Consider the following 23,152-nt stretch of genomic DNA (forward strand, 5'->3'; position numbering starts at 1 on the left):
GGATAGAGCGCTTTCTCAAAAAAGACTTGACATTGTACTTAGGTTCAAGGTTTACATTTGATGCAATTCTTCATAAAGAGAGTTTTTGAGGAACACCAGACCTCAGCAAGTGGCTGTTAAAAATTGCTAATCATAACGTTGCAAAAGAAAAGCTTATGACTAAACGTACCGACGAAACAAGTGAACAAAGCATTACCCCACAGCGGCGTGAACCTTTGCTTTGGATACTTTGTGCCGCTGCCGCTCTAATCTTTTTCCAAGGCTACATGATTGCACCGCTCATTCCTCGACTCGCTGAGGTTTTTCAGGCTCCAGAGCAGCAAATTGGTCTGATTGTTCCAGCATACATGATTGCCTACGGCATATCGACCCTGATTTATGGTCTACTCTCTGATCGGCTGGGACGTGGGCGTGTCATTCGAGCTTCGCTCCTGGCGTTTATCATTTTGACAGCCCTGACAGCAACAGCGCAGTCTGCCTCACAAATGATTGCCTGGCGGCTCTTAACCGGATTGGGCGCGAGTGGTGTTGTACCAATGTCGCTCGCACTGGTTGGGGATTTATATCCTCAGAACCAGCGCGGGCGTGCATTGGGATTGCTGTTTGCGGCAATGGAAGGTGGCATGGCGTTCGGCTCAACCGTAGGTGCAATCCTAGAACCTTTTGTGGGTTGGCGGATGCTGTTTATCGGAACCGCAGTCGTAACGGCTGGTGTTTTCGGGCTTCTGCTTCGCTTTGGTTCGCTGCCTAAAGCTTCCTCTTCTAGATCCTTGCCATCTTTTAAGTCAGTGTTTTTGGGCTACCGCAATCTGCTGGGGCGGATTCAACTTGTTGAGTTGTAGCAATGCGAGTGTCGCGGTAGGCGAGGGGAGCGAACTGCATGAACCAATTGTTATAGAAGTCTACCTACAGGGCAATATCGGGTTTCCACAAGTGTGGTTTGTCGGCATTAACTGGCACTACACCTCCTCTAATCGCGACCCTCGCCTAGATAGCTTAGATTGCCGGAACGTCTTTGTTGTATTATCTACCAAGCGGTTGCTCTTGAAGCGAGTTTAGTTAACTAAACCTGCGCGAAGGGCTCTGACAGCAGCTTGAGTGCGATCGTCACAAGACAGTTTGTTGAGGATGTTACGTACATGAGTTTTCACAGTACCAAGAGAAATGTATAGCTGCTTGCAGATTTCCTCATTGCTGCAACCTTCGACAATCAGCGCTATAACCTCTTTTTCTCGTTCTGTTAAAGGGTTTGCCATTAACAACTGACTGTACTCTGGCTCAACTCCATTGATTGACACAGTGGAAATGGGGGCTTTGTTAACAGCTTCCTTGAAAGGGTTATTCATGCGAGCCAAAACGATTCTAGCAATTGAAGAATCAATCCAGTTTTCGCCAGCATTTGTCTCAACAACAGCTTCCACTAACTTTTCAAAACTGACATCTTTCATGCAGTAAGAGTCGGCTCCCGCTGCAAAAGCTGCCAGCACTGATTCCTCGTTATCCTGCATCGTCAAAATCAACACTTTCGGTTGGTTATCTACGCTTGGGGTTTTGGAAGTTTGTACGTATTCTTTGAATCTTTTTGTCAATTCAATCCCATCTACCAACCCCGGTAGTCCGATATCAACGATCGCTACATCAGGCCGGGTTTTCTCCAGTAAAGTTATCCCTTGTAGACCGTTAGCTGCTTCTCCAATAAATTCGAGTTCTTCGCAGTCTTCTAAAGCTGCTTTGATTCCAGCCCTTGTCAGGTGGTGGTCTTCAATTAAGGCAACGCTAATTTTATTCATGGTTGGTTTGTTTAAAAAAGGGACAATTGTACTTTAGGGACAGGGGTGTGTCCAAGGTAGAACGTATGCGCTCTTTTGTATCCAAACAAAACTTTTAGAGCGAGATGGGAAGCCGTACAGTAAATGTGCTGCCTTGGCCCACCGTTGATGTCACGTCAATGCTGCCAGAGTGGGCTTCTACAATCCGGCAAGACAAGTGCAGCCCCAGGCCGCAACCTGCTCTAGCATGGTTTCCGGGGCGGAATCGTTCAAACAGCGAAGCTTGTTCTGAGGCTCTGATGCCGGGGCCGGTGTCTTCCACGGTAATATTTACCGACTTGGCATCTAGACGAACAACGATTTTCACACAACCAAAATCGGTGAATTTAATGGCATTTCCCACTAAGTTGGTGATGACTCGGCGGAGTTCGAGGCGATCGCCTTCAATCCGTAGTGGTTGCGGGTCAGAGTCGTCGAAAGTTAGGACAAGTCCTTTATCAATAGCCACAGCCTCCTGTTCCTTAACAACTTCTTTGACCAGTTTTTTGAGGTCAAAGGGGGCGCGCGCCAGAGTTTTGCAACCAGATTCAAATCGGTGAACTTCCAGTAAAGTATTGACTAACGAAAGCAAATTTTGGTTACTGCTGCCGATGGTTGCGATCGCCTCTACCGCTTGAACGGGCAGTTCACCGAATTTCCCTCGTTGGAGTAGGGTCAGCATTCTATCAGCGCCGACTAGGGGAATCCGCAAGTCGTGGGTAAGACGAGCCACAAAATCCTCTCGTGCCTTTGTCATTTCCAGCATCGCATCTATGCTGTGTTTGAGTCGCAGGAGGCTGCGGACGCGAGCCAGCAACTCATTTACCTGGATGGGCTTGCAAACGAAATCATCAGCCCCCAAGTCGAGTCCATCTGCTATGGTTGTTGAGTTGTCAGCCGCAATTAACAGGATGGGAATAAAGGGAAGTTGAGGATTTGAGCGAATTCTGTAAGTCACTTCGTAACCGTCTACTTCTGGCATCATTACATCCAACAAGAGTAAATCTGGGGGCGACTCCTCAACTAAAGCTAAAGCATCAAGTCCGCTAGAACTTGTACTGACGCAGTAGCCTTCTTCGGAGAGGATAGCCTGCATAATAAATAAGTTGTCAGTCGTATCATCAACCGCCAAGATTTTACTGCGTTTATCTCTCATTGCCCTGGATTTCTCTCCCGCCTCCATCCAAAGCTTACGAACGAGTCCATATCTTCTGAGTCAGCCTTTTGGCGGATAAAACTTAAAAACTGTTGATAATCTTGAAGCTGCTTGGATTCTTCCAACTTTCGCTGCTTTCTGATTCGCAACAAGTAGTCTTTGAGACGAGCGTACCGCCATCCAACATGGAACCCCAGATCGTAGATTTGAGGGATTTTCGGATTCGCGGTCGCGTTGAGTAAGGTTTGTGCGACATTTGGCAAGCCTTCGTCAGAAATTGTTCTCCTGCTTTTTTTTCCATCCCTGCAACCTTTCCAAAACTCTTGCCTGCTAGTTGAAGTGTGGATGGAAATCTTGTACTCTTGCAACGTCGTTTCAAGCCAATCTAAGTCTTGTTTTCTGTCGTTTGAGAGCGAATCGTTGGGCTGATACTTGTTCCAAGCGCGGGCTAAAGCATTTAGCGACTTTTGAAAATCTGCCAAAAAACAGTCTAACAGGGTTTGATACTTCGCCGACGGTGAAAGTCGGCTGTGGTTTGAAAGAGTGTGACTTTGTGGCATAACTGTCAACATAAGCCAAACAGGGTTTGAGTTTGCTTTTTTCGGTTTCATCTCTATGTCTCTAACCTATCAACTGCCAAGCTCGATCGAATTCTACCTAAAAGCTGATTTCTTATTCACTGTCGCAAAGCTAATAATTTCTCATTCACTGCCACTTTTGGTTAGAATTGTTAGCGTGCGCGACTTTTATTTTTACAGAAATAGTTGTGCCGTCCCGTGCGCGATCGCCTGTATCACACCGATCGCCAAAAAAGAATGTTCTCTCGATTAACACAGCATCCTTGACAAAAACTTAAACTTTGCCGGACAACAGCCAGGGCAGAAATAATATCAAGCCCTGTACTCCGCGCGATCGCGCCGCTCGCCCGAAGTATAGCTAGGGACTAGGGGATCTCATACTAGGTACTAGGGAAAAAACGAACTAGAATCAATGGTTTCAGGAACAGGGAATATCCTAACCGCGTTGTCGTTTGCTGTATGAAAGCGTCCGCTAGAAGTCGCATATTTAATTACTCAGAGGTGTCCGATCGCTTCTGTTTTTGAATGGGTACGACCATCCCTTCAATCCCGAAACTTCTTCTCTAGAATTCGGTTGCATGGATTAGGCAGAATGCGGCATTGCCTTTGTTTTTTCTAATCTACTAAGAGGGATTCTAGCTCTATTAGAATTTTTTGGAGGCGCTTCTGCTTTTTTGGATCGCTCCAAGCTTTGGACTTGTTCGCTTTTGCTAAAACTCCCTTTATTTTTGTTTTCAGATTTTCTTCCGGTTCTTCTTCCGAAGTACCTGCCTTTAAATCCGCGATGCGTTCTTTAATCTGAGTTAAAGATAGACATTCAGCGATCGCCGCTTCCAGAAGCGACTTTCTAGCCTGCTCGTCTTTAACTTTGGCGATCGCTCGCGCCTTGGTATACTCGATCTGACCTCGGCGGAGGGCTTCTTGGATGTCTGACGGCAGCTTCAGCAGTCCCAGTCTATTGCTGACGAAAGACTCCCATGACATCCGCCCCAATTCGCTAAAAACCTTGACAACTATTTGCATTTCATGATGAATGATAACGTTATCATTCATCCTCTGTACGTCATTTTGCATCCGGTAGAGCAACCGTACTACCTCTTCTAGATCGTATTCAAGGTGATGGGAGAGCAGTTGCAATATCCCCTCCGTTTCTTCGACTGGGTTGAGGTCTTCGCGCTGGAGATTCTCAACTAATGCGACGCGCAGAGCTTGCTGTTGTGTCAAGTCCCGAATGATAACGGGGACTTCTGTCAATCCCACTTCTTTTGCAGCTCTATACCGCCTTTCGCCTGCTACTAGCTCGTATTTTTCCTCTCCCAAAGGACGGACTAACAGAGGTTGGAGAATTCCATCAGTTTTTACTGACTCCACCAAAGCCTGCATAGCTTGGGAGTCGAAGTATCGACGAGGTTGAGAGGATGGAAGCTCGATCGACTCAATCGAGAGCTGTTTTTCTGCCGTTGGTTCTGCTACTTCATCATCTCCAAACAAAACGCTCAAATTGGCCTTACCTTTATAGGGCTGGTCATTCTTACTTGACATTGAGTTTCTCCATCTTGGCGGATAGCTGGTCTAATATTTTGACGACGGGATTTTTAGGTTCGTAAACAGCAAGCGGGACTTGTTTTTCGGAAGCATCCGCGAAAGCAGTTATTCGCGGGATGGGAGCGTAAACAGGGCCAAAGGTCGTAAACTGCTCGTTTATGGCTTTGAGAGTCCGCTTGTCCTGAGAGTTGGCAGCAGCATAGCGAGAGGGAACAAAACCAGCTATCTGCAAAGAGCGGTTTCCTTTCTTTCTGATTCTCGCTACGGTTTGCAACAGGAGGTTGGTGCCCTCAAAGGCTTTGTAGTGAGTCTCAACGGGGACTAAGACGTGAGTAGCGGCTACCAGGCTGATATAGCTGAGCAACCCTAAACTGGGAGGGCAATCTATGAGGATGAAATCGTAGTTGTCTTGAATTGGGGCGATCGCATCTCTGAGGCGAACTTCCCGAAAATCCATGTTAACCAGTTGAATTTCCGCCGCGCTGAGGTTGATGTTGGTAGGAGCCAAATCCATACCGTGAATGCCCGTGTGGATGGAAAGAGGTTCCTCATTGACAATGGCATCAAACACAGTTTTATCCAAATTCTGAGAGTCAACCCCCATGAAGAGCGTTAGAGAACCTTGAGGATCGATATCGATGAGAAGAACCTTGTGGCCTCGTAAGGAGAGGTGGTAGCCGAGATTGAGCGCGATCGTGGTTTTCCCCACACCGCCGGCTTGGTTGAACAGCGAGATTATCTTTGTCATGAATTGCCCTCCGGTAGCGTGCCACCATAGTTCCAAAACGGAGTGCAAAAGGAGGTGGCGGTTAAAACTGTAAGCATATTTGCATTTTTGTTGAAGTCTGGGGATATCTGCACTTTTTGCATAAACCCTATTCCCTGACCGTTTTGTAGAAAAACTTATAGTTATAGTCTCATGTTAAGGTGATATTTTTAAAGGCGCATTCGAGATTTTTTTATTTTTCCCCTGGTTTGACAATTAGCAAGAGTCATAGAATTTAACCGCGCCGCAAACCCACCCCATTCGGCTGAGACTTCGACGGTGAGAGCAGTTTGACTGAGCTCACGGTCGAAAAGCCTTCAGGGGGGCGAGAGTTATCTACTTGAGAACCTAATTTTTCGCTCGTTCTGTAAACTCCTAAGCTCGCTGCTTCATTGGCTTATAAGGGTAAGGATAGTTGATTGTTAGTTTGATTGAGCCAGGAAGTACCTCTGGTTGATTAACAATGCAGTAAATGAGATATCCCGCCCGTTCCACTTCTGTCCAAGCCAGAGGCGAGAACTGGGCTGACTCACAAATGGCGCGTTTAACCAGTCCCGGTCTGCTGCGGTTCTCAAACAGAGCTTGCACGAACTGGGTGGGATTGGCTATGGCCGGAGACAGAAGCTGGCAGAATTTTCTAGGATGAACAGTCCGAAGGTAATTGAGAGTAGCTTGTCCATTGAGTGCTTCAATTAGAGATGGGGAAATTTGCAAGTGCTGGAGTAGCAAGTCAATATCTTCCTCAGTATTGCTTACTGCCCATAAATTATTCTCGATCCATCCCCAAACTATCTGCTCAACCTCTTTGAGCGTAGCTACGAGAAAGCGATTTCCTTTGTAGGTAAATCCTGATACGTGAGGTAGTTGGGGAAGAGACCAATCGGCAAGGGCGCGATCGCTGTCCAGTAGCAATAGGACGGATGCTAGTATGTGTCTCCTGCTGTGTCGCAGCGGATCTGCCGGTACAGGCTGTCGAGAGCTGTGTTGATGGTCAAACTGCATGGGAACGCCGTTCTCCTGTTGACAGTAAAAGTTACTTATTTAAGCTAAAAGCTAAAGGCTGTAAACTAAATCCGCCGTCCTTCCTAATTTCCCGCCTCAAAAGTCATTGGCAAAATTACTCTGGCGGACTATTCAAACGCGATTCAGATGCAAAAACTATCGTCCGAGTGGTTGTTGTTTGTTCTAATTCCAGCTAGCCACAGCAATAGGCATTTGTTCGACTACTTTTTGATACAACAAGTACCGCTTTAATGTTCTGTGCCTTGAGAACTAAAGTTAGTTACAACTGAAGGTGTACTGAGAACGACAACAGCGCATGATAGGTTGATTGCTAAAAGATCGACGCGCTTTTAGATGGCGGAATACTTATGTTTTTAGACACCATACAGAGATTTTCCCCTGAGTATATTTTGAGGCTAAAACAAATAGGGCTGGCTTTTTTTGAGAAGATAGCAACTGATCGAGCAATAGCTGGAGAAACCCAAGATTTTTACCAGGGATTACTTGCAGGATTGGATCTGGGAGTTAAATTAATAGACGAAGAAAGCGGAGTACAAACGCTTAGCCTTTTAGAAGCTAAAATAGCAACTTTTATCAATGATGGAGAAGATAACTTACCCCATCAACCTCTAAGTTCGAGTTCAGTAGAAGGCGATTGTAAGCTATCCATTTGTAGGTTGCCGGCTAGCTCCATTTCTCAACTCAGACAAATTGGAAGACAAACCGATTGCGAACTTGTTATAAAAGATTGCATCTGCATCGGCGAGACTCAAGATTTCTATCACGGCTGCCTTGCTGCTATTGATTTTGCCCTGTCCTTGGCAGGTGAGAAATATGCCTATGCTCAAATCAGTCTGGTAAAAACTAATGCAGCCAATTTCATCGAATTAAACAAAGATTGGGAGCGCCGAGTTCTTGAGCTTAAAGGCTTATCTTCCTCAAAAAGGCAAGATTGGCAACCAAAACAAAATTTGCTTGTCGAGCTGTCCCAAATAGATGGCGACAATCAAGTTGGGACGCTGGGCAGTGAAGGAGAGGGTGATGAAGCTGATTCGCGATCGACAAAAACAGGAACTTTAGAAGCTGAACAGGAGCAAGAGTTGAAGAGCGATCGCTCTGATTCTAGCGAACTAATCGTACCTCTTGCTTTAAGCAATCCGGCTATTTTGAAATACCAGAATGAAAGTGAAGAGGGAGTACGAGAACAGTTTACAGAAGAGGTAGTAAAGCTGCCAGAAGAAGAGCGTTTAGAGCTAGAGAATTTGCTCTCTAGGACTTTATTAGATGGCTGCCAACAGTTGAAGCTAGGGAAACGCAAAGTTATAGAAGATTGGACAGCATTTTTAGAGGAGGGTGAAACAATCAGGGTGATTTCAGATAGAGACAGCCACATCGTACTGCGAATTACTTTAGAGGGTGAAGTGCAAAGCGCTCTATCTTATGGCGATGCAGAGGTATTGGGTACAACTGTTAAAGAAAACTCAGAGAATTTGGCTATATTCTCTAATTGGTTAGAGCCGATAATTCCGAACCCGCCAGCAGGCGATTTTATTCCTGATTCAGTACCGCCAGCACAGACAATGGATATTCAGCAGGTAAAAATGGCTGAGTCTATCCTGCCAACGGCTCAAAGAGCTTTTGAGTATTTACTCGATCGTGCTCCCGATCGCGTGGAAGAGACTGACGAGTACACTCGCGTTCGGGTAGGAGATTTGTACGATCTTATCGTGGGAGAGTCGGAAGGGGTTTCGGTGTCTTCTCTGACTGTTTCTGTCCGAGGGGAGTTAATCAAGGTTCGCGGAGAAGATGTGGTTTTAGCTCAGGGTATTTCCTCTGAAGATATTGATTTTTGGGCAGTGGTTGCAGAAGAGCTAGATCGGATAGAGGCGAGGAGTAGGGATTATGAGCGAGCAAAACCAGATAGTCAAAGTGGTTTAGGGGGCTGAATTCCTGGAAATACCCCTCTTTTGTCACTATGGGAAAATAAAAATAAGAACCTAATTTTTTACGCTCTTCTGTCACTTTAAGCAGAGGAAAATAGGAAATCAGGGGTAAAAGTCTTTTTAGTAATAGGACTGGGAAAGAAATTCATCAAAGAAATCAGCCGAGGAAATCCCAAAGATAATTGCGGAATCGGAAATACCCCTCTTCTGTCACTTTCGGCAGAAAATAATCCGGGATGCTTAGAGCATAATACTTTTATCAAAAATCTTGATTTCTGCCATTTCCCAGCATTTCTCAATGCTTTCATAACGATTCAGACGAAAAGCCGCCCATCCCAATTCATTTTTGCTCATTTTCAGGGCATATTCTACCCAATTTCTGCAACCGTATAAATTCCCGACATCTTTGTAGCTAAGGTCGGGGATTTCTGTCATCACATACCAAGTAGAGTTGGCCGGTAAAGTTTCTGGGTCTGTGGTAACTTCCCAATATCTTCGATATCCTTTTTTGCCAAAATTTATTTCTTTTATAAAGCGCTTTTCTTGAGTATTATCCCTAAAAATGCGATTAAATTTACGCCATTTACAGCCCAGTCCATGTATCTAGTTTCTCCCGAAACTGCTTTTGCTCTGGCGATCGCACCAGTAGAGGAGCGATCGCAAACACGATCATGCTGACATAGGCGAGAAAACCAAATAGAGCCAGAGGTTGCCCAAACACCGTTGCATAAGGACTGGAGAGGACAATATCACAACCTCCAGTCGGACAAGCTGCTTCGTTACCAGCTAACTTGCTATAGGTCAGATAAGCCGTCACGGCTGCCCCAATTGACGCAATTCCTGCCATCAAGGGACGTGACCAGCGATGAATCCAGGGGGTAGAACGTTTACGTCTCATGGTTACGAAACAAAGAATAACGTGGATATTGAGCAAGCAATTGGCTTCAGTCGATTGAACACTAGCTCAATCTAGTTGTTGACGGCTCATAGTGAGAGCATTGACGAACGCCTTTGGCTACGTCTGCCAGCAGTTCATCCGCTAAATCTAAAAGCGTTGCAATTCTCCTATCAGCAAGCTCGTAGTACACAAATCGACCCTGTTGCTCGCGTACAACCAGGTCGCAACAGCGCAGACAACTGAGATGATTAGACACGTTTGATTGGTTAAGCCCCGTTTGTTGAACAATTTCGCTCACTGTTAATGGGCCGCTCCGCAAGGTATTGAGGATAGACAAACGAGAGGAGTCAGAAAACCCTTGAAAGAGCTTTGCCTTCAAGTCCGCCGTTTGAGTGCAGGTAGTCATTTGCTGATTGGTAGGCTTTAGACCCTAACATATTAGCAATTGCTGATACATTAATAATATATCAGTAATCGCTAATGTATTACACATCAGTCAGCACTGATATGTCTATCTCAACCAGAACACATTTTTGAAGGGCTGCGAAAATGAACTCAGCTTCAGCACTGAAAACCTTACAGGCACAAATTGGTGGAATGGACTGCGGCGGTTGTGCCAAGACGATCGAAGCAACGTTGCAGCAACTTCCCGGAGTCGCTGAAGCGAAGGTCAGTTTTGCGACAGAACGGCTGAACGTAACTTACGACGCCCAGCAAGTGAATGAGGTCACCATTCGCGATCGCGTCATCGCATTGGGCTACACCCTTAACCCCATGCCAAATCAGTCTCCTCCAGTTCAACTCCCCTCGACTCAAACCCTCCAAGCCCATGTCGGTGGCATGGACTGTGGTGGTTGTGCCAAGACCATTGTCGCCAATCTACAGCAGTTACCTGGAATCGCTGAGGCAACGGTTAATTTTGCTTCAGAACGATTAAAGGTGACTTACAACCCGCAACAAGTTAGCAAAACTGACATCATTCAGCGGGTGACGAGCTTAGGATACACAGTCGAAGCAGACAGAAACTTTGACAGAACCGACGATATACCAACTTCAACCGATCAACCTGCGACTGATTCGCGATCGCGCCAGTCTGACCTAACCGGATGGCAGTTCTGGTTAAAAACCCGTCGAGGGCAAACGGTTGTTTTTAGTGGCATTGGCTTGCTCTTAGGCTTGATTGCAGAGCGTTCATTGCTACTGTCGCTAGTGGCTCAGGGGTTTTATGCAATCAGTTTAGTCATTGCCATTGTGCCCATTTTACGAGCTGCCTGGATTGCGCTCAAACTCCGTCGAGCCGACATGAACCTGCTGATGACTTTAGCCGCAATTGGGGCAGCTATTCTCGGTCAGTGGTTTCAGGGCGCACTCGTCATTTTCCTCTTTGCGCTGGGAACAGCACTACAAAATTTCACACTTGGTCGCACCCGCAATGCGATTCGAGACTTGATGGATCTGACTCCTGCAACCGCAACAGTCAAGCGCAATGGGCAAGAAGTTTCTGTTTCAGTGGAAAGTGTTCAGGTAGCCGAGGTTCTGACGATTCGCCCCGGACAACGAATTGCGCTCGATGGTGTTGTCATCTCTGGTGTCAGTGCAGTAGATCAGTCTCCGATTACTGGAGAGTCGTTGCCAGAGAATAAGGAAAAAGGAGATCAAGTATTTGCAGGAACCTTAAACCAAACAGGGTTTCTAGAAGTGGAGGTAACACACACGTCCAAAGATACAACCGTTGCTCGGATTGTTCATCTGGTGGAAGAGGCACAAGAGAGCCGTGCGCCAATTCAGCAATGGGTCGATCGCTTCTCTGCCATCTATACTCCAATTGTCCTGATTCTTGCGGCTGGCATTACACTCGTTCCCCCGCTCCTGTTTGCTCAGCCCTTTCAGCCCTGGTTCTACAAAGCTCTGGTGTTGCTGGTCATTGCTTGCCCCTGCGCTCTGGTGATTGCGACGCCTGTTTCGCTCATTAGTGCGATCGGAGCCGCCACTCGTAAAGGAGTGCTCTTCAAAGGTGGAAATGCGTTAGAAACTGCGGGACGGCTCACAACATTAACCTTTGACAAGACAGGCACAATTACTCAAGGGCTGCCTGTGGTGCAGAAGGTACACAATCTGGGAGCGATGAGCGATCGCACGATCTTGATGATCGCTGCCTCGTTAGAGCAACAATCAGAACATCCGTTGGCAAAAGCGATTGTCGCTGAGGCAACGGCTCAAGGATTGGAGCTAGAGTCTCCAGAATCCTTTACTGCTATTCCTGGCAAAGGAATTTGGGCAAAATTTGGACTGGTAATCTACTTTGTGGGCAATCGTCGATTGTTTGAAGAACAAGACATTGAACTTTCAGCCGTCGCTCAATCGCTCCTGGCAAAAATTGAATCTCAAGGGCAAACTCCCGTGTTAATTGGAACACGACAGGGATTGGTGGGGGCGATCGCGCTTGCAGATGGACTACGGCTTGAATCTACAGAAGCCATGCGGTTGTTGAAACAGATGGGGCTGAAACGGCTCGTCATGCTGACGGGCGATCGAGCAGAAATCGCACGACAGGTTGCTCAGCAAGTTGGGATTGAAGAGTATCAGGCTGAACTACTCCCCGAAGATAAATTGCAAGCGATTTACAAATTGCGTCGCTCTGGTGTTGTCGGCATGGTTGGAGACGGCATCAACGATACACCTGCCTTGGCTGCTGCTGATGTTAGCTTCGCTGTCGGTAAAATTGACGTCGCATTAGAAGTGGCTGATGTCGTGCTGGTCGGAAATGACTTAAGGCGATTAGCCTATGCGATTCAACTGAGTCGTCGAACCCTATCGGTCATTCAACAAAGTATTGCAGTTGCCTTAATTTTGAATGCGACGTTTATCGTTTTAGGCGTTTTTGGAATCATTGGACTGCCAATCGCCGTCTTTGAAGATATGGGGTCTTCCTTGCTCGTAACACTCAATGCTATGCGTTTATTTCAGAGTAAAGTCAATGAATGGAATTAAGCTCTGGGGGCGTACATGATGACCAAAACACCAGCCAAAGTGATCGCTGTTCCGAGCCAGTCCATGCGATCGGGTATCATCTTGTCCACTTTCCATCCCCAGATGATAGATAGGATGATGAAAATCCCAGCATAGGCGGCATAGGCTCGTCCTAAGTTTGCAGGTTGAAGCGTTGCCACAAATCCATAGGCAGTGAGTAAAATTGCCCCACCCAATGCCAGCCAGCCACTTTTGCCTTCCCGTACCCACAACCAAACCAGGTATCCACCCCCGATTTCAAACAAGCCCGCCATGACAAAATAAAGTAGCGATCGCAGAATAACCATATTACACAGTAGAACTTTGAACTGAGTGGGGTGTAGCAGTTGCAACCATCAATCCCCAAATTAAGCCAAACCAAACTGTAGAAGATTGTTGAATGCAAAACCCGGCACAAGAGAGCAACTAATGAAACTCTACCTGCGTGTAGCACTGTTGATGGGATAAAGCCGAGATAAGTGCAAAATAGGACAGGATGTAAAGTTTTGTAACAACCACCCCTTTGCGATCACCAACCCCGTTTTTGAGGCAAACTAAACCAAAACCCCAACGCGCCCCCATGCCTAAGATCCATGAGTGCGATCGCTGTCTCCTCTACGCGCGCAATCCTTACTTAGTCTGTGCCGTGCATCCCACAGGCCCTAACACTAATATTTGCATTGACTTTCAAGAAAACCCCGACGCCCCGCCGGAGGAACTATGGGAACCCGAAGGTGCAAGCTACTACAACGGCGAACTTATCCTGCAACCCCGGCAGCGGTGGACACGCCTTGCAACAGTTAGAGCTGCTGGACACGCATCCACTATTTACTGGCCGGTGTCCCCGGTGTGAAATGACTTATCCCCAATATGAAACGCCTGCGATGCATTGGGATTGTTCGGCTTGCGGGTGGATGAATGATGCGGTTTGAGGCGATGGTCGCAACGGTGTACAGTAAGAATAGGAAACAACCGTACTATTCATTAACACAAGAGCTATTGATTAAAAAAGGGGGTATAAAAATTGAAAAATAACTGGTCGGTTAGTCGCGCTCAAGTTCTAAATACTTGTGAACGACAATACTATTTCGATTATCTTGCACCTGCTAGAATTAACAGCCGAGATACTACGCTAAAGGAAATAGGCTTTTTAAAAAAGCTAACCAATATCCCCATGTGGCAGGGAAATATTTTCCATTCTGTAGTTGCTAACTCCCTCAAGCGTATTCAACGGAGAGACTCTTTGCTATCAAAAACATGGCTTAGGAGCTTAAAAAATAAGGTAGAGAAAGAATGGGCATTTTCTGAGAGTAGAAGTTTTCGCGAGACTCCTCAGTTAATTGACAAAACTGGTGGATTAGCACTGTTTGAACATGAATATGACCTGGAACTCTCAGGTAAAAACTCTCAGGTAATACTCCAGTTTATCGAAGCATTAGTTAACCGATTTACTGCTTGGGTAGAACAGACCGATCTTATAAAAAAAGTTCAAAGTGCAAAGCAAATCTGGATTGAACCTGATATCTACGGTTCTCACGCACCCGGTTTTGTAATTGATAATGTCCAAGTTATCGCTAAAGTAGATCTCGCCTTGGTTACTGCCGATAAAAAATTCACGATTTTCGATTGGAAAACAGGGAATTCTTCATCAAGACTATCAGGGCGAAATTCGCAAGCGGAGTTCCAAATAAGTGTGTACCAACTTTGGCCTCACTTGACTTTACAGTATCCTTTAGAAAGTATTGAGGCTCACGTAGTTTATTTTGGAAGTGATCCGGTAAAACATGAGACATTTACAATGGATCTAGAACAACGGGAATATACGCTTTCCTCGATCCGTCGTAGTATTGCTTACGTTCAGCGCTTTAGCAATAATGATGATGAATTAAACTTTAGTTTAGGAGATTTTGATTTTGCTAACTCAGTTGGAATTTGTCAGCAATGCCACTTTAAAAAACTTTGCCAAAGAGTGCTTGAAGTATGAATAAATTAGAACCAACCCTACACCTTGCAGCCACACTATATCCCTTACTTGGTCTTGAAAAGATACGTTACCGCTTTCGTTTATTGAAAGTGCTAGATAAAGTACCGCAAGATAATAACAAATCTATCAGAATTCAGCGGTGGGCAGACAGGTTATGGCGTGAAGAATTGCGCTGTCCCGTTTACCCTACCACACGTTTTGATGGAACGGGATTTCTAATTCCTGATGGAAGTAGCCCTTCTGTAGGGAATATTATAGAAATCACAGATGTACCTGATAAGGTCTATCACATAGAAGTGACAGATAAGACCTTTGAAGTAACTATTGAAGAAGCTGTGGGAAGTGAGAGAGAGCTGGTGTGTCGAATGTTGGAAAGACCTTTTACAGATAAATTTCAGGCTTTAGAAGATAAATTTTGGCGCTCAGATTGGAAATTATTTTTTCGTCAAGTTCCTGAGAACGAAGGAGTAGAAAGAGATATTATCAATGCTTACCGCGGGCTAAAATTTGGTGTTGTTTTATTGCAAAATGGCGGAATTCACTTGGCGGCTGATATACGAACGAGATACGTTAGCAAAAAATCTCTACAGGAGTATGCGGAGGAGGAAAAACAGAATATTTTACAGAAACACATGGATTTAAGCATTCGAGCTGATGAAAGGGCTTATTTTCTACGTGATAATAATGTTATAAAAATTCCGTGTCGTTACACAGGAAATACAGAAAAAACTATCAATGAGTATACTTTTGATTTGCCAGAAAAAACTATATACGAATACTATTGTTCCCGCTATCCAAACATCACAGTTCATCCCAAGGAAGCAGCAATTCTTGTACAAGATCGGGCAAAAGAAACATCTATAGCAGTACCTATTTCGCGTCTTTTTCCTATTTTCACAACAGAATATGAAGGAATTCGGAAATGCTCAATTCGTTCTCAGATGGCTCCAGACGAACGAGTCAATACTATCTCAACCTTCCTTAACGAACTGTCTGACGTAAAATATGAAGATATATCAGTTTCCATTCAGCAGTCTTACTTAAAAAAAGAAAGAAGCATTTTTCTCCCTCCGCGCTTAGAATTTGGAAAGGGTGAAATTCATAAGCCGTTTCCTAAAGGTTCAGTTCCTCCTAAGACAAATCAGCTATTCGATAAGTTGATTGTGGGTTGGGCATCAAGTAAGCTAACAACACTTTATAGAAATGGAGCATACCACAATGAGCCTATTCCTAACTTAATTCTGTTATATCCACAAATACTTGAGAGGCCTACTCGCGAGACTTTTGTGCAAGACTTACAGCATGAAATTAAACAACAGACAGGACAATCTCCTCTGATTGTCCAGCAACGATCCTATCAAATTGGGCGCCACGAACGTAGGGGAAGCTCGTTGCTTCGTATGCTGGCAGAGGTACGATCGAACAATTCTAAATCTTTAGCAATTATTGTTCTATGGGATAATTTCTTAGAAACCGTACATGGTGAATTGAAGGAAGCTCTCAGCCCCGTTCTGTCCCAATGCGTGACTGAAAGAGTAGTTTGCAACATTGCAAGGAAACACAATTCTCAACTGGCTGCGAGTCAGTTACAGAATCTAGCTCTAGCGGTATCAACTGAAGCTGGTATCCAGCCCTGGGTTATAGCAGATCCGTTACATCACGATTTGCACATTGGTATCGATTTGCTGTTTGGCAAAGTTGGATATCATTTTCTCTACGGAACAGGTGGAAGGCTAATCCAGCAACACTTCGGGAACTCTACCGTAAAAGGGCGAATGCACGAAGCTATCAAGAAGCCAGAGTTACGCAAGCGTCTTGAGGAAACTATTCGGTCTATCGTTCAAGATGGTCATCAAATTAAAAGCATTATTATTCATCGGGATGGTCGGTGGTGGCCTAGTGAAAGCTTAGCGCTCCAAGAAACGGTAGCACGTCTGAAAAAGGAGGGTATTTTACCAGAAGATTTTCGCTGTGCCGTCGTAGAAATTCGTAAGAGTCACTTACCTGTACGTTTGTTTACTGTGGTAGAGGAAAATAGCCGAGAATTTCTGCAAAATACGCTGTTTGGGACTTACTTGATTTTAGATTCACAAAGAATTATCCTAACCACTACGGGTAGACCTGGAACATGGGATAGTTCGCGCGGTAAAACAGCCAACAATTTGCTCTTGGAAGTTGTGGAAACCATTGGCAACTTCAACATCCAAGAGATTGCAGAAGATGCGTATTATCTTACACACCTAAATTGGAACGCGCCAAATATCGAGATTGCACTTCCAGTAACCATACGGTGGACGGATCTAGCTCTGCGCGAAACGTTCCATCCAGAAATTGAGGAGGAAGATGAAGAAGAGTTACAAGAAATTGAATCTGATGATTTGGATGATACAATCCTTAATAAGGAGGAAGCGAACTTATGAGCAAATTAGGGTTCGTATCTGGACATCTCGAGCGCGAGCAGCAACTGCTCCGCGAACTGAACTCAGCTCTACTGGCGCTAGAGGCTGAAGCTTTGGGTAAAACTGCGGACCTAGGTTTTTCAGAGGAAGATGTATTGAGCAGCCGACAGATCCTTCACAATTTTGTCAGTCGTTTGGAAGCAGCACTAGGAGAAAGTAAAGCTACCCCGACAGATATTCAGGTGCTGGTCTATCGGATCAAGAATCACAAGAAGCCTCTGGAAGACTGGCAACAGGATCTCAAAGAACTTGCTAACAAATTACAAACTTCCGAGCAACTAAGAGATGCAGATATGCCAATTTTAGAAGACATTCTCTCACTTTTAGATAGCGAGTTTGTTGAAGGTATCCAGCGCCTTTATTTCCGATAAACTATGGCAAATTTGGAGTATCTCAAAGCCAAGACGGCTGAATACGCAGTCGTCTTGTGTCGCATTGATAAAGAGCTTCAGGCTCTTGCAAGTAAAAAAGTAGAATATCAATGGTTAATAAATTATCTCCAACAGAAGCTAAAAACTACACAAACTCTTCACAAAGACCTTCAGTCGATTGTAAAAATTGGTTCTTCTAGACTGCTTCAGAGAGCACTTCCGATTGTTCATGACATTGAATACTCTATATTGCTCTTTAACTACTATTATCTACCCGCGCTTCAGAAGGAAAATCAAGCTGATTTAGCTTTAAGAAAACTTCTTCTCTTGAGTGCAAAGCGATGCGGTCTTTTTTGGCTCAAGGATATTGCTGTAAATCTGAATGGACAACTTGCTACTCTTCCAAATCCACCGGAGGCTCCATTGATTTTTGCACCACCACAACTGGCAGTTTCACTGTTGGAAATGCCAGGACTTTATCATGAGCTGGGACATGATGTTTTCCAGAAAATTCACGAAATTGCTGAGAATCTCGGTACCGAGATTTACTTATATTTCAATGAGTTGCGCCAGAAGTCTGGACCAATAACTCCTGAGCGAAAAATTGAACGTAATCAACAATTAGACCAAGCTGTGCAATATTGGAATACAAAGAGATTGAATGAAATTTTCTGTGACATTTTCGGCACTTTCGCTTGTGGAGCGGCTCACTACATCTCATGTGTCGATATGGGGCTTCGGTCTGGTCACGACCCATTCGATGTTGATTTTGGGGACGAACATCCACCTTTGTCAGCACGAGTATATGCTTGCTATAAAACACTGACTCCTAACCAACAAAACGAACGGAGTGTAATTACAATACGTCGCGCCTGGGAGAACTACAAAAAAGCTTATACCCAAGAATATAATTTCAACTTGATATGTTCAGAGGCTTTATTAGACCGTATAGTAAAAGTAGCTATTGATAATATTGAGAATTTTATGCCAAATTCCCATCGTTATGAAGTTTCGTTACCAGACAACGGTCAAATTCATGAAATTCCGCTAGATGCCTCGCTAGAAGATCTTCTCAATTGGGCAGCTCATATTCTCCTGACTTGTCCAGAGTGCTATGAAGCTTGGGAAGCTAAAGCATTTAAAATATTGGGATTTTGTGATTAACATAGCTGTAGTTAAAGGCAGTTTTCTAAAAGAGAACTTTTTGATGATTTCTACTTATACTTCTCGTAAAACTTAGTGTACAAGTGAATAGGGGTAAAGCCCAAATACAGACTGTTCGAGGACGCAATGTAAAGAAATGCGTACCCCATCGCTACTCCCAGTCAGGCGAGCGAAATAGCGAAGTTGTCGCAAAGGGCAAGGTAGCACTTCAAATTCTTACCCGATAAGGGTTTGAAGTGCTTGCTATTTCATTCGAGAAGTCGCCAATTCAGGGGGCGACAAGCACCCCCGAAGCCTGACGGGCTAGGGTTTTCGTGCGATAGACCCGTCAAAAAAAATTCTGCTTATTGACAAAAATATCTCCCGAGGGAAAAGAATACCAAGTTGTGATAAAAAAGAAGGATCTCGCTAATACCACAAGACCCCAATTAATAAATGTTACCATCATTCTATCATGAAATCCTCGAAAAATATCTCACACCAGCACAATTACTTACCCTCCAGATGCTAGTATGGTTGTTACAGTCTCAAAAACAAGTTAGAATTGAAAGATTAGCTGCCACTCTACCATTGCCGATCTTACAAAGTAGTCGCCGCCGTCACATACAACGATTTTTACAGATTAAAGCCCTCAGCATACTTGTACTCTGGTTCCCGATCGTGAAACAGGTGATATCTCGTCAAATCGCGGTCGGGAGTCAATTAGTCCTTGCATTGGATAGAACCCAATGGAAGGAGTATAATGTTTTAATGGTAAGTGCGCTCGTTCAAAAAAGAGCGTTTCCCCTATTCTGGACGCTGCTAGATAAACAAGGGGCTTCCAATCTTACCGAACAGCAACAAGTATTGCGTCCAGTTATTCGGCTGCTGAAAAGATATAAATTAATCGCGCTCGGCGACCGCGAATTTCACAGCATAGAATTAGCACAGTGGCTGCACCGCCAGCGTCTGAGCTTTGTCTTGCGTCAAAAAGGAAACACAACTTTCCGAGAAAAAAGACAGGCATTCCAATCGATCGATACTATACCCGTAAAGCCAGGAATTCATCTCTTCTATCCAAAAATTAGTTGCACTAAAAAGAAAGGTTTTTCTCGCTTTAACCTAGCTGCTTCCTGGAAAAGAAAATATCGGGGTCAGCAAGAAGATGAACCTTGGTATCTGTTAACTAATCTACCGGATTTAAAAAGTGCGATCGAGATTTACAGTCAACGTTACGGCATTGAAGCAATGTTTAAAGACTGTAAGACTGGAGGATACAATCTGGAGGGTTGTCAAGCATCACCTGAGAAATTAATTGCTTTGATAATTTTAATAGCTATGGCAATGACAGCAGCCTGGCTTCGAGGTAAAAGAACTCAGCTTCAACAACAGGAAAAATATGTGTGTCGTCCTCAAGACCCCGGTAGAAATAGAAAAAGACATAGCAAGTTTTGGATTGGTTTGTATGGCGAAAATTGGTTAATTGCCAATGAATGCTGTTGGGAGTGGGTGGAATCTATGATGGGATTAGTTCGCAATAAGCAGTCATTTTATCAGAGGGGACTAAAAGCTATAAAGCTTATAGGACAACCACTTTAGCTTCGTTGTCGCCCCCTGAAGTCACACACTAAAAAACCCAGGGGGGGGTGGTTGAATGCGATAATTGGGGTTTTAGGAGGGTCAGGGTGTGGCGATCGCTCTGCGCCGTTTCCCTTTACTAGGGAAGCTTCCCGGCGCGATCTGCACCATCTTTCCTAGAAACTGTTTTGTGTTGTGGAAGGGTAGCAGGAGGCTCGTCGGGAGCACCTTTTTTCTGTCGTTGTGGCTTAGGTGGTTCTTGTTGAGGATCGGACATGGATAATTTCCAAATAGAAAATGAACAAAGCGAACCTACAAATATTAGCTTAATATATAGCTACACCCAGGGTAAACGCATCTAAATTAATTTGACAAACACCTAAATTTGTGCATTACTAAATAACTAAAAAAAACTTTTAAAAATCATTGACTTTAACCACATTTAAGCAAATTAAATCAGAACCTTAAGATTTTCTAAACTTCTTAAAGCCGGATAATTTTCCTTCTTAGATAGGTGTTAGATTTCGAGCATTAACTGGCAGAATTTAAAATTTGCACTAAATAATTATTGTCCATTGCCGCTCGATACCGTTTCATTTTTAGACTTTGTTTGGAAGTTTTTTCTTGTTTTAGTAAATTTATAGCCAAGCGACGTAGAAGTGCAAAATTTTCGGGAGAGTTCTGTTTCCGAATCCGGCTTTCATCTTCACAAAATGTAACATCAAGCGTCCAATGTAAGCTATTTTCAATGCCCCAATGACTGCGGATAGCCCCAGCAATTATCTCAGCATTACTGCTTAAACTACTCAAATAAAAACGAGCTTCAGTCGTGGTTTTATTCCACAGCCTTCGTTCACTAACTATCATGACAACTGTTTTTAATCCCGTCCATAATTCTTGACTGTGCAGAGGTGGTAACTCGGATACATCAACAGTCCAAACTTGTCTTTTTTCCACTCGATGATGTCCAGCTTCTACTTGCTCATAATAACTGTAGTCTCTGCCTAAATAATCTGATTTTTTAGCTACTTCAAACCACTCTTTCACAGCTTGATAGAGGAGTTTTTGATTCCCTTTTAAAGCTAAAACATACTCTCCTTTTTTCTTGATAATCAGAGATGTTATATTTTTTTGACACCCCATAGCATCTATAGTTATTACACTTCCGGCAATTTCTAACATTTCTATTAATTCCGGAATTGCTGTCAGCTCATTGGATTTTTTATCGACTTTTTTTTGTCCTAAAACCAATTGATGAGATGAAGACCAGGCGGTAACTATATGTAGCGCTTTTTGCTGGTCATTTCGGTCATAAGATTGTTTCATTGTTTTGCCATCAATGGCAATCGCGTTTAGTTCTAATTCCCCGACTATGGCATTTACCCAACTCAAAAAGCATTCTTGAAACTGTTGTGGTTCAATTCGGGCAAATACCCGACTAAATGTGTCATGAGATGGTATGCCATTCGGTAATTCTAGAAAGCTTTTTAACCATTCATATTTGGCATTACCATAGGCTTCTATTGCCACCCATCCGTCGGCACCGCTAATGATAGCTAGAATCGCAATCGCTATAATATCTTTGAGTAAGTGTTCTTTACTTCTTTCTATTCTGGGGTCTTTCAAATTGGCAAAATGCTCTAAAAAACTGGCATTTAAAATATTCATTGAAGGCAATGAATCTGTTTGTTTTTGTTGGGAAGTTACAGCTTTACTAAAACCTCTTGCCATTGGTAGCACTCATAAACTACAACAAACTACATTGAAATTTAGTCGGATTTAACTGTAGCATATTTTGGGTTCCAGTTAAGATGCGTTTACCCTGTAGCTACACCGAGTATCGACTTAAACTTACTAATGATAGTATTAATGCACTCAATACAAAATTGAGTTCTATTTTGGCTTTTAGTGCCACCTCAATCATTTTTTCGATCAACCTACCTAACCAAGCATTTATAGCTAGTCCAGGTCATCAGTATATCTGCTATTGCTGCTTGTGGCTAAAGATTGTAGTATGCGTTTTCCTAGCTCTAACAATATATCTAAGCGTTATTGGATTTCGACCTAGAGCTGCGGGAGGCATGACCCCACCCGACCTGTTGATGAAAGAAAACTACTACGATTCTGATGAGGACTGCCGATTAATTATTACTAAAACCTGGATAGAAGCCTTAAAGGAGCTTGAGATGTTGCGAGATCAAAAAGCTAAGGTGGCAGATCGGGCAATCCATACGTTATGTGTTGCCGCCTTTTGTGCAACAGGTAGTGTTATCTTAGCTTCTGTACTTTCAATGTTATAAGCTGGAGCTTTTCAATGTCTGACGCACAGAATCAGCAATCTAACTCCAACGAAGACAAGACATCCCATAGACAAAAGTCAGGTGAGCGAAGTCTGAAGAAACCAGCCCCCGAAGACCCTCCGGCCACTCCTTATAACCAAAGGACAAACTCCATGAATTTCGGGCAGGGTAAATCTGATGGAGAAGTAGAATTCTGATTCCAGAGGCGATCGCTTCGAGTGGATGTTGTGGTGGAATAGAGGAACCCTCCCTAGAAGTTGAAGCGTGACAAATGACTGACCCGCCCATTGAATGAACAACTGGATTTGTTAGATACCGACTATGCCGACATCCTCGCCAGCAGCATCTATACCGCGTTAGAACTACAACTGCTCAGGCTGGGGATTGACCCGGCCGGGGCCCGCACCACAAGCAATTTCCTCGCCGCTTTGCGCCAAAAACCTGAGACTTCCGAACAAGGGGCTACTTTAACCGAAGCATGGTTCGTAGCTTGTGAGTATAAGCCCACCGTTGAAGATCTTCGCTTATTGGCAGAATTTCTGTGGGAGAATCAAGGCAGCGTTGAAGTTGATTAGCTGCTGATAATTTTGAATTGAATTTACTTAACAGAGC

24 protein-coding genes are annotated in these 23,152 nt (G+C 44.2%); 12 read left to right on the forward strand and 12 right to left on the reverse strand.

Going from position 1 to position 23,152, the window contains the following annotated elements:
• The first annotated feature begins 155 nt into the window (after nucleotides 1-155).
• Entirely contained in the window at nucleotides 156-842 is a 687-nt protein-coding gene (locus tag QT974_RS01740) for an MFS transporter (protein WP_333466809.1), read from the forward strand.
• Between the two features lie 213 nt (nucleotides 843-1,055).
• Here QT974_RS01740 and QT974_RS01745 read toward each other — a convergent pair whose 3' ends face one another.
• The 3 genes from QT974_RS01745 to QT974_RS01755 form a co-directional block, all read right to left on the reverse strand.
• Nucleotides 1,056-1,790, reverse strand: coding sequence for a response regulator transcription factor (locus QT974_RS01745; protein ID WP_333466810.1), 735 nt, complete (start codon nucleotides 1,788-1,790; stop codon nucleotides 1,056-1,058).
• 94 nt (nucleotides 1,791-1,884) lie between these two features.
• On the reverse strand, nucleotides 1,885-2,964 hold the full coding sequence (locus QT974_RS01750) for a hybrid sensor histidine kinase/response regulator (protein ID WP_333466811.1): 1,080 nt from the start codon (nucleotides 2,962-2,964) through the stop codon (nucleotides 1,885-1,887).
• Entirely contained in the window at nucleotides 2,961-3,524 is a 564-nt protein-coding gene (locus tag QT974_RS01755; RefSeq protein ID WP_333466812.1) for a hypothetical protein, read from the reverse strand. The genes QT974_RS01750 and QT974_RS01755 overlap by 4 nt, the downstream gene beginning before the upstream one ends.
• Before the next feature lie 55 nt (nucleotides 3,525-3,579).
• On the opposite strand from QT974_RS01755, the gene QT974_RS01760 reads away from it, so the two are divergent.
• Entirely contained in the window at nucleotides 3,580-3,795 is a 216-nt protein-coding gene (locus QT974_RS01760; protein WP_333466813.1) for a hypothetical protein, read from the forward strand.
• 362 nt (nucleotides 3,796-4,157) lie between these two features.
• Here QT974_RS01760 and QT974_RS01765 read toward each other — a convergent pair whose 3' ends face one another.
• The 3 genes from QT974_RS01765 to QT974_RS01775 form a co-directional block, all read right to left on the reverse strand.
• Nucleotides 4,158-5,084, reverse strand: a complete 927-nt coding sequence (locus QT974_RS01765; protein ID WP_333466814.1) for a ParB/RepB/Spo0J family partition protein — start codon at nucleotides 5,082-5,084, stop codon at nucleotides 4,158-4,160.
• On the reverse strand, nucleotides 5,074-5,835 hold the full coding sequence (locus tag QT974_RS01770) for a ParA family protein (RefSeq protein ID WP_333200689.1): 762 nt from the start codon (nucleotides 5,833-5,835) through the stop codon (nucleotides 5,074-5,076). Before QT974_RS01770 ends, QT974_RS01765 begins: the two co-directional genes overlap by 11 nt.
• A gap of 393 nt (nucleotides 5,836-6,228) precedes the next feature.
• Nucleotides 6,229-6,855 carry a hypothetical protein gene (locus QT974_RS01775; RefSeq protein WP_333374356.1) on the reverse strand — a complete coding sequence of 209 codons (627 nt, stop codon included), beginning with the start codon at nucleotides 6,853-6,855 and terminating at the stop codon, nucleotides 6,229-6,231.
• Nucleotides 6,856-7,223: 368 nt separating this feature from the next.
• Here QT974_RS01775 and QT974_RS01780 point away from each other — a divergent pair, with 368 nt between their 5' ends.
• Complete coding sequence (locus tag QT974_RS01780) at nucleotides 7,224-8,801, forward strand: hypothetical protein (protein WP_333466815.1); 1,578 nt, start codon at nucleotides 7,224-7,226, stop codon at nucleotides 8,799-8,801.
• A gap of 237 nt (nucleotides 8,802-9,038) precedes the next feature.
• On the opposite strand, the gene QT974_RS34700 is transcribed toward QT974_RS01780, so the two are convergent.
• The 3 genes from QT974_RS34700 to QT974_RS01795 form a co-directional block, all read right to left on the reverse strand.
• Nucleotides 9,039-9,233, reverse strand: a complete 195-nt coding sequence (locus QT974_RS34700; protein ID WP_442933141.1) for a hypothetical protein — start codon at nucleotides 9,231-9,233, stop codon at nucleotides 9,039-9,041.
• A gap of 148 nt (nucleotides 9,234-9,381) precedes the next feature.
• Nucleotides 9,382-9,696, reverse strand: coding sequence for a vitamin K epoxide reductase family protein (locus QT974_RS01790; RefSeq protein ID WP_333466816.1), 315 nt, complete (start codon nucleotides 9,694-9,696; stop codon nucleotides 9,382-9,384).
• Nucleotides 9,697-9,757: 61 nt separating this feature from the next.
• Nucleotides 9,758-10,102 carry an ArsR/SmtB family transcription factor gene (locus QT974_RS01795; protein ID WP_333371309.1) on the reverse strand — a complete coding sequence of 115 codons (345 nt, stop codon included), beginning with the start codon at nucleotides 10,100-10,102 and terminating at the stop codon, nucleotides 9,758-9,760.
• A gap of 143 nt (nucleotides 10,103-10,245) precedes the next feature.
• Here QT974_RS01795 and QT974_RS01800 point away from each other — a divergent pair, with 143 nt between their 5' ends.
• Nucleotides 10,246-12,687 carry a heavy metal translocating P-type ATPase gene (locus QT974_RS01800; RefSeq protein WP_333466817.1) on the forward strand — a complete coding sequence of 814 codons (2,442 nt, stop codon included), beginning with the start codon at nucleotides 10,246-10,248 and terminating at the stop codon, nucleotides 12,685-12,687.
• Here QT974_RS01800 and QT974_RS01805 read toward each other — a convergent pair.
• Nucleotides 12,684-13,058 (reverse strand): YnfA family protein, encoded by a 375-nt coding sequence (locus QT974_RS01805; RefSeq protein WP_333466818.1) that lies wholly within the window; start codon nucleotides 13,056-13,058, stop codon nucleotides 12,684-12,686. The two genes, QT974_RS01800 and QT974_RS01805, sit on opposite strands and share 4 nt — an antisense overlap.
• Nucleotides 13,059-13,285: 227 nt before the next feature.
• Between QT974_RS01805 and QT974_RS01810 the strand changes: the two genes are divergently transcribed.
• The 6 genes from QT974_RS01810 (at nucleotide 13,286) to QT974_RS01835 (ending at nucleotide 20,261) form a co-directional block, all read left to right on the forward strand.
• The gene (locus QT974_RS01810; protein WP_333466819.1) at nucleotides 13,286-13,558 is read left to right on the forward strand and encodes a hypothetical protein; all 273 of its coding nucleotides are present in this window, start codon (nucleotides 13,286-13,288) and stop codon (nucleotides 13,556-13,558) included.
• Nucleotides 13,559-13,729: 171 nt separating this feature from the next.
• The gene (locus tag QT974_RS01815; protein ID WP_333466820.1) at nucleotides 13,730-14,689 is read left to right on the forward strand and encodes a PD-(D/E)XK nuclease family protein; all 960 of its coding nucleotides are present in this window, start codon (nucleotides 13,730-13,732) and stop codon (nucleotides 14,687-14,689) included.
• Nucleotides 14,686-17,109, forward strand: a complete 2,424-nt coding sequence (locus QT974_RS01820) for a hypothetical protein (protein ID WP_333466821.1) — start codon at nucleotides 14,686-14,688, stop codon at nucleotides 17,107-17,109. The genes QT974_RS01815 and QT974_RS01820 overlap by 4 nt, the downstream gene beginning before the upstream one ends.
• On the forward strand, nucleotides 17,106-17,519 hold the full coding sequence (locus QT974_RS01825) for a hypothetical protein (protein ID WP_333466822.1): 414 nt from the start codon (nucleotides 17,106-17,108) through the stop codon (nucleotides 17,517-17,519). Before QT974_RS01820 ends, QT974_RS01825 begins: the two co-directional genes overlap by 4 nt.
• Before the next feature lie 3 nt (nucleotides 17,520-17,522).
• On the forward strand, nucleotides 17,523-18,683 hold the full coding sequence (locus QT974_RS01830; protein WP_333466823.1) for a hypothetical protein: 1,161 nt from the start codon (nucleotides 17,523-17,525) through the stop codon (nucleotides 18,681-18,683).
• A gap of 435 nt (nucleotides 18,684-19,118) precedes the next feature.
• Nucleotides 19,119-20,261, forward strand: a complete 1,143-nt coding sequence (locus QT974_RS01835; RefSeq protein ID WP_333466824.1) for an IS4 family transposase — start codon at nucleotides 19,119-19,121, stop codon at nucleotides 20,259-20,261.
• A gap of 118 nt (nucleotides 20,262-20,379) precedes the next feature.
• Here the strand turns inward: QT974_RS01835 and QT974_RS01840 are convergent, their stop codons facing one another.
• On the reverse strand, nucleotides 20,380-20,517 hold the full coding sequence (locus QT974_RS01840) for a hypothetical protein (RefSeq protein ID WP_333466825.1): 138 nt from the start codon (nucleotides 20,515-20,517) through the stop codon (nucleotides 20,380-20,382).
• Nucleotides 20,518-20,771: 254 nt separating this feature from the next.
• Complete coding sequence (locus QT974_RS01845; RefSeq protein WP_333268788.1) at nucleotides 20,772-21,971, reverse strand: ISAs1 family transposase; 1,200 nt, start codon at nucleotides 21,969-21,971, stop codon at nucleotides 20,772-20,774.
• A 371-nt stretch (nucleotides 21,972-22,342) separates the two neighbouring features.
• Between QT974_RS01845 and QT974_RS01850 the strand changes: the two genes are divergently transcribed.
• Nucleotides 22,343-22,540, forward strand: a complete 198-nt coding sequence (locus tag QT974_RS01850) for a hypothetical protein (protein ID WP_333466826.1) — start codon at nucleotides 22,343-22,345, stop codon at nucleotides 22,538-22,540.
• Nucleotides 22,541-22,827: 287 nt separating this feature from the next.
• Complete coding sequence (locus QT974_RS01855; RefSeq protein ID WP_333466827.1) at nucleotides 22,828-23,115, forward strand: hypothetical protein; 288 nt, start codon at nucleotides 22,828-22,830, stop codon at nucleotides 23,113-23,115.
• The last annotated feature ends 37 nt before the right edge of the window (nucleotides 23,116-23,152 follow it).

The sequence above is a fragment of the Microcoleus sp. BM001215392 genome, from assembly GCF_036700185.1.
GTDB lineage: Bacteria > Cyanobacteriota > Cyanobacteriia > Cyanobacteriales > Microcoleaceae > Microcoleus.